The 8568-nt window shown below is 64.2% G+C and carries 9 protein-coding genes and 1 tRNA gene; 6 read left to right on the top strand and 4 right to left on the bottom strand.

Annotation, left to right across the window (positions count from 1 at the left end; translation table 11 throughout):
- Positions 1-735: 735 nt before the first annotated feature.
- Positions 736-1731: a TRAP transporter substrate-binding protein gene (locus Q8M82_RS17765; RefSeq protein ID WP_305692646.1), complete on the top strand. Its 996-nt coding sequence runs from the start codon at positions 736-738 to the stop codon at positions 1729-1731.
- A gap of 177 nt (positions 1732-1908) precedes the next feature.
- Here the strand turns inward: Q8M82_RS17765 and Q8M82_RS17760 are convergent, their stop codons facing one another.
- Positions 1909-2850: a LysR family transcriptional regulator gene (locus tag Q8M82_RS17760; RefSeq protein WP_305692645.1), complete on the bottom strand. Its 942-nt coding sequence runs from the start codon at positions 2848-2850 to the stop codon at positions 1909-1911.
- Positions 2851-2926: 76 nt separating this feature from the next.
- Here Q8M82_RS17760 and Q8M82_RS17755 point away from each other — a divergent pair, with 76 nt between their 5' ends.
- Together Q8M82_RS17755 and Q8M82_RS17750 are read left to right on the top strand one after the other, a co-directional pair.
- Positions 2927-3337 (top strand): nuclear transport factor 2 family protein, encoded by a 411-nt coding sequence (locus Q8M82_RS17755; RefSeq protein WP_305692644.1) that lies wholly within the window; start codon positions 2927-2929, stop codon positions 3335-3337.
- Entirely contained in the window at positions 3334-4113 is a 780-nt protein-coding gene (locus Q8M82_RS17750; protein ID WP_305692643.1) for an SDR family oxidoreductase, read from the top strand. Before Q8M82_RS17755 ends, Q8M82_RS17750 begins: the two co-directional genes overlap by 4 nt.
- Here Q8M82_RS17750 and Q8M82_RS17745 read toward each other — a convergent pair.
- A complete protein-coding gene (locus Q8M82_RS17745; protein ID WP_305692642.1) occupies positions 4110-4631 on the bottom strand; it encodes a MarR family winged helix-turn-helix transcriptional regulator in 522 nt (173 codons plus the stop codon). The two genes, Q8M82_RS17750 and Q8M82_RS17745, sit on opposite strands and share 4 nt — an antisense overlap.
- A gap of 146 nt (positions 4632-4777) precedes the next feature.
- Between Q8M82_RS17745 and Q8M82_RS17740 the strand changes: the two genes are divergently transcribed.
- From Q8M82_RS17740 to Q8M82_RS17730, 3 genes are all read left to right on the top strand, one after another.
- A complete protein-coding gene (locus Q8M82_RS17740) occupies positions 4778-5563 on the top strand; it encodes an alpha/beta fold hydrolase (RefSeq protein ID WP_305692641.1) in 786 nt (261 codons plus the stop codon).
- Positions 5564-5626: 63 nt separating this feature from the next.
- Positions 5627-7249: a GMC family oxidoreductase gene (locus tag Q8M82_RS17735; protein ID WP_305692640.1), complete on the top strand. Its 1623-nt coding sequence runs from the start codon at positions 5627-5629 to the stop codon at positions 7247-7249.
- A 161-nt stretch (positions 7250-7410) separates the two neighbouring features.
- Entirely contained in the window at positions 7411-7701 is a 291-nt protein-coding gene (locus tag Q8M82_RS17730; protein ID WP_305692639.1) for an SDR family oxidoreductase, read from the top strand.
- A 134-nt stretch (positions 7702-7835) separates the two neighbouring features.
- Here Q8M82_RS17730 and Q8M82_RS17725 read toward each other — a convergent pair.
- Together Q8M82_RS17725 and Q8M82_RS17720 are read right to left on the bottom strand one after the other, a co-directional pair.
- Positions 7836-7911 (bottom strand) — tRNA-Ile (locus Q8M82_RS17725).
- 124 nt (positions 7912-8035) lie between these two features.
- Positions 8036-8568 (bottom strand): methyl-accepting chemotaxis protein (locus tag Q8M82_RS17720; RefSeq protein WP_305692638.1); only part of this gene is annotated, 533 nt, incomplete at its 5' end.

Below are 8568 nucleotides of genomic sequence, written 5' to 3'. Positions count from 1 at the left end.
TATCTTCTGGCGCAGATGCTCCTCATCGCGCTGCTGGTGGTCTTCCCGCCCTTGGTGACGGTGCCGGCGAAGTGGCTCCATTGAGGCCTCCCTCACCGAGCCGGTGAACGGGCGACCGACGAACGCTCCAGTGTCGGGACGCTGAACCCGACGCTGGAGCTAGCGGACGCAGTAAACGCGTCGCCGTGCAGGTGTCTCTCCAAGATCCGGCAGGATCTCCGCGAGCGTGTCCGGCGTCCCCAAGTCTGCGCGTCGCCCGGATCTGCGCACAACACAGGACGATGTCTGACGAGGTCAGGACTTGCAGATGGTCCGATCGCGTCCCAGGCCAGCGGCGATGTCCCACCTCCCAGCATTGACAACCGGATATTCGTCAGCTCATCATGAATAATTGGACACATTGACCACATTGTGGTCATTCGCCGCCGTAAGATGGCGAGGGTCCGGAGTGGGCGCCATGTCGAGATCACTTGATGAGCGATTGGTGGCGCAGCCCTTGCTGCAGGACACACATGCCGTGATCCCCGACATCCCAGTCGATGCCGACAGCTGTCCATTGGAGGCGCGACGGACCAACATCAGCGGAGACGACCTGGAAAGAACAAGCGTTACGGCTGGATAACAATACAGATCAGCACCTCAGCTGACAGACTAAGATATCAATGCGCAGAACGTGTCCTCGCATAGAGCCGCACTGAATTCTCGCGCCGATAACATAATCCATGGGAGGATGAGATGAAGACGTTGCTTCGAACTGCTGTTCTGCTCGGCGGGCTTCTGGCCGCCGCACCCGCCATTGCCCAGAATGCGCGCCTTGGTTACGTGCCGACGCCCGACCATCCGGTCGGCCAGGCTTCACGCCATTTCGCCAAGTTGGTCGAAGAGAAGACCGGCGGCCGCATCAAGATCGAAACCTTCGGCAGCGGCGTGCTCGGCAGCGAGCCCGAGATGCAGGCTTCCGTCCAGGCCGGCTTCATCGACATCATGGTCGGGCCGACGCCGAACCTCGTCGGCGTCGTGCCGCAGTTCATGATCTTCGATCTGCCGTTCTTCTACAAGGACTTCGCCGCGGTGGATGCCGTCATGGACGGCCCCGTCGGCGAGAAACTGTTTGCCCAGCTGCGGGAAAAGACCGGGATCGTCGGCCTCGCCTGGTGGGACAATGGCTTCCGCCACATGACCAACGCGAAACGCCCGGTGAACACCGTCCAGGACATGGCCGGGCTCAACATCCGGGTCATTCCGAACCCGCTTTTCATCGCCACTTGGAAGGCTCTGGGCACCAATCCGACGCCGCTGCCCTGGCCGGAACTCTACAGCGCGCTCGAGAACCGCGCCGTCGACGCCCAGGAGACGCCGTACGCCCTGATCTACACCGCGCGGTTCTATGAGGTGCAGAGCCATCTGGCCAAGACGGGGCACGTCTACACGCCGTTTGTCCTGCTCGCCAGCCGCAAGTGGTTCGGAAGTCTTTCCGACAAGGACAAGGTTCTGGTGATGGAAGCGGCCAAGGAATCGGCGACCTTCCAGCGCAATGTCTCACGCAAGGCGTCGGAGGAGCTGGAGAGCCAGCTCGTGGCGAAGGGGTTCAAGATCACCCAGCCCTCGCCCGAGGCGATGACGGCCATGCGCGAACGCGTCGCCCCCGTCGTGGTGGAGTACAGCAAGAGGATCGGCACCGATCTGGTCGAGCAGGCGCGCGCTGCAATGGCCGCGAGTGCCAAGCCGTAGAACGAACGTCGGTGGCTCCGGAGCCGGTCCGCCTGCTCCGGAGCCTGACGCAAGCGGAAGCTTGGAAATCGAGTCCGCGCCGCCCATCCGCATGAACCTTGGCTTCGTCGGTGAACAGCGCGAGGGCCCGCGCAGCGCCAAACTGCTGACGTCGAGCACCCGCCGACAATCGGACCTTCATCGCGATGCAGTTTGAACGTGGCGTGATCCCGGATCGGCTCTTGAAGCCGCCGCAAACTCGCGTGCGAGGTTGATAAATTCCTTGAACGCGGCGGATGGGTTCTTCCGGCCTGGGTAGTACAGGCACAGCGGCGCCACAGGCTTCATCCAGTCTTCCAGAACGCGGACCAGGCGGCCGGCCGCGAGGTCTTCACGCACGTCCGATTCCATGAACAGGCCCAGGCCGATCCCGCGGATGACGGTGGTCCGAGAGAGGCTGGCCTCGTCGAGAGTGATGGGCCCCTTGACGTCCACCTGGACTGGCTGGCCGTCCTTCTCGAAATGCCATTTGTAGATGCCGCCATCGGGTAGCCGGATGCGGATGCAGGTGTGATTGAGGAGATCGAGGGGCACGCGCGGTTTGCCATGCGCCTCCAGATAAGCTGGCGACGCCACGACGACGTAGGATCGGGCCTGGCCGATCGGAACGGCGATCATGTCGCTGGGCACGAAATCCGCGCTTCTGACGCCGAGATCGAAACCTTCGGCCACGACATCGAGCAAGCGCCCCTCGGTGACGAGGTCGATGTGAACCTTCGGGTATCGGCGCAGACACTCAAATACCAGCGGCTCTAGGATCTCCCTGGCTGCGGTCGGGAAGGCGTTGATCCTGATCGTCCCGGAAGGCGTCTCCTGCTGGGACATCGCGCTGTCCATGGCGCTGTGGATGTCGACCAGCGCGGGCCCGACCTGCTCGACGAAGTTTCTGCCCGCATCGGTGAGCGAGACGCTGCGGGTCGTGCGATTAAACAGGCGGACACCCAGCTGCTTTTCGAACTTCCCGATCAGATTGCTCAGCGCCGTCGTGGAAATCTGCAGCTCCACAGCCGCTGCCCGGAACGACTTGCGACGCGCAACTGCCATGACGGCATCGAGCTCGATGAGGTTGTGGCCGATCATTGTCCCGGATTTCGCAACGTTTCATCCCGCTTTATCCCGATTATCAACCCCATTGTCCATCGCTAGGGTGATGTCCGTGGAAGCAACCGCAGCGGAAGATCTCAACAGATCAGCGGGCGCGAACATCTACCGGCTTCATCACATGAGGAGAACAACAATGTCCCTTGAACTTCCCACGCCGATCGCGCGGTACTTCACTGCCGATCTCGATCCCAATCCTCAAGCGATGGCCGATTGCTTCTCGGACAACGCGACTGTCCGGGACGAAAACCACGTCCACACGGGGCGCGACGAGATCCGCCAGTGGAAAGCGGACTACTCGAAGAAATTCACCGCCACGTCGACGCCGATTGCGACCGAACGTGAGCGTGGCCGCATCGTCGTGACCTGCCATGTCGAGGGCGACTTCCCGGGCAGCCCGATCGATCTGCGGTATTTCTTCCGCCTCGAAGGCGACAAGATCGGCGAACTGGAGATCACCCTGTGAACCCGTTCCTCAGCCTCGAAGGCAAGCGGGCGCTCGTGACGTCCGGTACACGCGGCGCAGGCGCCGCGACCGTCAAGCTCTTCCGCGAGCTGGGCGCCAAGGTCTTGACCAGCGCCAGGTCGAAGCCGGAGGATCTGCCGGCCGAGATGTTCGTCGGCGTCGATCTTACGACGCCGGAGGGCTGCGCGCAGCTGGCGCAGGCCGTTCGGGAGCGTTTGGGCGGCGTGGACATCATCGTGCACATGTTGGGCGGTTCCTCCGCCCCGGCAGGAGGCTATGAGGCGCTGACCGACGAGGAATGGCGCAAGGAGCTCGACCTCAACCTGATGCCGGCCATTCGCCTCGATCGAGAGCTGGTGCCGGCGATGACGGCGCAAGGCAGCGGCGTGGTCGTCCATGTCACCTCGATCCAGCGCGTCATGCCGCTGACGGAAGCGACGATCGGTTACGCGGCAGCGAAGGCTGCGCTCTCTTCGTACAGCAAGAGCCTCTCCAAGCTGGTCTCCCCCAAAGGCGTGCGGGTCGTCCGTGTCTCGCCGGGCTGGATTGCTACGGAAGGATCGATGCACTTCGCGGAGCGCCTCGCCGAGCAACAGGGCGTCAGCGTCGAGGCGAGCACGAAGATGATCATGGATTCCCTCGGCGGCATCCCGATCGGCCGGCCGGCCAGCACCGACGAAGTCGCAAGCCTGATCGCGTTCGTCGCCTCGGACCGAGCCGGAAGCATCACCGGAACCGAATACGTCATCGACGGCGGGACCGTGCCGACGGTCTAGCCCGCCTCAACTCTCGCCGTTAGCCCCTTGGGTTCGGGGTCCATTCCCGGCACTCCCACGCCTGGGGCTCCGGTATGGGCATAGATCGCGTCGCGAAGTTGCCGGATCAGCTGGTTGAGCTTCCCAAGGTCGCTGACCGTCTGTCCCGATGCCAGGAGCAGATTGTCGTTGAGGCAGCGCGCGCGAAAGCGAAGCCTGTCACCTTCCGGGGTGAGCGCGATGATGACCTGGCGCTCATTCTCGGGATTGCGGGTGCGACGCAGCAGGCCGGCCGCTTCCATTCTCTTGAGCAGCGGCGTCAGCGTGCTGGATTCCAGGGCGAGCTGCTGCGCGATGCCTCCAACGGTCTGGGCGTCTTCCCGCCAGAGCACATTGAGCACGAGATACTGCGGATAGGTCAGCCCGAGGCCATCGAGCAGAGGCTTGTAGGCTCGTTGGATCGCCATCTCGGCGGAATAGATCGAAAAGCAGAGCTGATCCTCCAGCGGCACCGGCGGAGGGGTCGTGGCTTCGGTCATCAGCGGCTCCTTGGACGCGGGTCACGGGACCGTGATCTCGAAAACATATATCGCGACAAATGTCTGATTGACAAGCCTGCCCGTAACCGACATGTTTGTTATCGCAATAATGGTTTCCGCAATAATTAAATCCGAGGAACACCGTCATGAACAAGTCGATCCGCAACACCCTTCTCGCCGCAGCCGCCGTCGGCAGCATGTCGCAGGCCGCTCTCGCCCAGACTGCGAGCACGGCGCAGCCTGCGAAAAATGTCGTTCTGGTCCACGGCGCGTTCGCCGATGGTTCGGGATGGCGCAGCGTCTATGACCTGCTCACGGCTCGCGGCTACCGCGTGACGATCGTCCAGAATCCGCTGACCTCGCTCGAAGACGACGTGGCGGCCACCAAGCGGGCTCTCGACCGGCAGGATGGTCCGACCATCCTGGTCGGGCATTCCTGGGGCGGCACCGTCATCACTGAAGCCGGCGTGGATCCGAAGGTCACCGGCCTCGTCTATGTCTCGGCCCTGTCCCCCGATGCCGGCGAGACGACGGCCCAGCAATACGAGGGCTTCGCGCCGGCGACCGAGTTCGTCCTCGACAAGGCGCGGGACGGCTTCGCCTTCGTGGATCGCGACAAGTTCAAGGCCGGCTTCGCCCACGACGCCAGCGATGCCGATGTCGCCTTCATGCGGGACTCGCAGGTGCCGATCAATCTCTCGGCCTTCGGCACCAAGCTGAAAGCCGCCGCCTGGCGCACCAAGCCGAGTTGGGCCGTGATCGCCAGCGAGGACAAGGCCTTCGATCAGGCCATGCTCGACCACATGGCCAAGCGCATCGGCGCCAAGGTCACGAAGGTCTCGGCCAGCCATGCGCTCTTCATGACGCAAGCCAAGGTCGTCGCCGACGTGATCGACCAGGCCGCCCAGCAGGCCGCCGCCGCGGCGAAATAGCCCGCCAGCCACCTCCTTCAGCTGCTCTCGGGGCAGCCCCAAGACATCAAGAAAGACCGAACGATGACTGACGATCACACCCCCGGCGATGCCGGGGGCTTCGAACGACGCGCACGCGACAACCAGGCGGAACGCAAAGCCAATCTGCAATCGACATACGACTTCATCATCTGCGGAGCCGGCTCGGCAGGATCCGTGATCGCGCGTCGCCTCGCCGACAACCCAGCCTGCAGCGTTCTGCTGATCGAGGCCGGACCGGACGACGAGGCGGAGTCCGTGCTCAACCCTTCTCTGTGGCCCACCAATCTCGGCTCGAACCGCGACTGGGGGTTTCAGGCCGAGCCCAATCCGCATCTCGACGGCCGGGCCCTCTCCATGTCGATGGGCAAGGGGCTTGGAGGCGGCTCCAGCGTGAACGTCATGGTTTGGGCCCGCGGCCACCGCAGCGACTGGGATCACTTCGCAGCCGAGACGGGCGATGCCGGCTGGAGCTACCGCTCGGTGCTCGACATCTATCGCAATATCGAGAACTGGCAGGGCAAGCCGGATCCGAAATACCGGGGCACCACCGGCCCGGTCTGGGTTCAGCCCGCCAAGGACCCGAGCCCCATCGCCGGCGCCCTGCTCGATGCGGCAGAAGGCCTCGGGATTCCCCGCTTCGATCATCCCAATGGCGCGATGATGGAGGGCGAGGGAGGTGTCGCCTACTCGGACGTGCTGGTGCGCGAGGGTAAGCGGCACTCCCTCTACCGGGCCTATGTCCGGCCGATTGCCGATCGCCCCAACCTGACGATCCTGACCGAAACGAATGTCCGGCGCATCCTGTTCGAAGGGCGCCGCGCGACCGGCGTCGAGATCGAACGCGCCGGCTCGATCTCGGCCATCAACGCAGGAACGGAGGTCGTGATCTCGACCGGCGCGATCAATACGCCGAAGCTGCTCATGCTGTCGGGGGTCGGCGATCGCGACGAACTCAGGCAGCTCGGCATTCCCGTCATCCGTCACCTCCCAGGCGTCGGCCGCAACCTACAGGATCACGTCTCGTTTGGGTGCACATGGGAATACCGGGAGCCGATTCCGCCGCGCAACAGTGGCAGCGAGGCGAAACTCTATTGGAAGAGCCGTCCCGACCTCACCGAGCCGGATCTGCTGTTCTGCCAGGTGGAGTTTCCAGTCCCGAGCGAACGGACGGCACAGCTGGGGGTGCCGGCCCATGGCTGGACGATGTTCGCCGGACTGGCTCGGCCCTATAGTCGCGGCCGGATCCGCCTCAAATCTGACGATCCCAGCACGATGCCGATCGTCGATGCCAACATGCTGTCGGATCCGCGGGACCTGGAGGCGGCTCGCGCCTGTGTGAAGCTCAGCCGGGAGATCGGTCGCAGCGAAGCCTTCCAACCCTTCGTCAGGAGTGAGCGTATCCCCGGAGACGATCGGTCAGTCGACGACTCGTTCATCCGGGACGCAGCGGTGACCTACTGGCATCAATGCGGCACTGCGAAGATGGGGTCCGATGACATGTCGGTCGTGGACGCCAAGCTCGCGGTGCACGGGATCACAGGCCTTCGGATCGCCGATGGCTCCGTACTGCCGCGTGTCACGACCGGCAACACTATGGCTCCTTGCGCCGTTGTCGGCGAGCGGGCTGCCGACATCCTGCGACGGGAGTACGGGCTGTCAGCCTGACCTTCTGACCATAATGCTGAAGCGCGATGGCCGCGCTTCAGCAATCTGCATGGCGATTGGAAGGCCCATCTTCAGGCAGTCCCGTTCGATGGACCGGCCGCGCAGCGCCAGTAGCCGAACGTGGTGGGACGCCAACAACCAGACCTTCTCGGCGGCAGTGGGTGTTTTCGGCTGAGCCCCCCGACCGGCTCGAAATCGTCGGCACCCGCGCGACGGTGGTGATGGATTACGACCGGATCTTCCTCGTCGGTGCGGAGGCAGAGGCCGAGCGGATTCGCGATCATCTCGAACGCGAGGGCTTTCGCGACTTCACCCTTGACCGCAACCCGCTCGGGCGGATCGGCGACCCTGTCGAGGTGGTCGGGCAGATCATCACCTTCGCCGCCCCTGCAGGCAGCTACATGACTGGCCAGATTGTCTATGTCGACGGCGGCGTAACGGCGAGCCAGTGACGAAGCCGACGCTCCGCAGCGCTCGCTGGTTCGACACCGACGATCTCCGTGGCTTCGCCCACCGCTCGCGCCTGATGCAAGGAGGCTATGGCGTCGAGGACTGGAACGGTCGCCCCGTCAATTCTGATCGGAAATGGTGGGCCGGGCCGGACTCGAACCGGCACCGGCGCTGTTATGAGCAGCGAGCTCTAACCATTGAGCTACCGGCCCATATCCCGCCTAGCATCGCGGCCGAGGCGGCCGCAAGCGTCATGCGAGGCGGCCCCGCTACGGCGAAGGCCCCGCCAGGGTGCTGGCGGGGCCTTCGGATGTCGTGTCGGGTGGCGGTATCCGCTCAGGCGGCCTCGGCCATCGCATGGGCCTTGTCGGAGCCGTGGCCCTCGCGGAAGCGGAAGCGCGCGATGTGCTCGCTCAGCGCACGGGTCTGCTCGTCGGTCAGCGCCAGCGCGGCATTGGTCTCCTCGACCAGGGCTGCGTTCTGATGCGCCATCGAGCCGATACCGTCGATCTCGGTGTTGATCGCCGAGACGTCGCTGGCCTGGCTCTTGGCCGTCTGCGAGATGCCGTTCATCAGCCCCGTCAGGTCGTTCACCGAGGACACGATCGCCTCGAACATCTGCGCCGTCTCCTCGACGAGGCCGACACCCACCTTGACGTCGCCATGGGCCGCCTCGACCAGCTTCTTGACGTCGTTGGAGGCATCCGCCGAGCGCTTGGCCAGGCTGCGGACCTCGGTGGCGACGACCGCGAAGCCGCGCCCGCTGTCCCCGGCGCGGGCCGCCTCGACGGCCGCGTTCAGCGCCAGGAGGTTGGTCTGGAAGGCGATCTCGTCGATCATCGCGATCACCTCGGAGATCTTGTCCGAGG

It is taken from the genome of Allobosea sp. (assembly GCF_030694325.1).
GTDB lineage: Bacteria > Pseudomonadota > Alphaproteobacteria > Rhizobiales > Beijerinckiaceae > Allobosea.
This window is presented reverse-complemented; position numbering and strand designations above follow the sequence as displayed.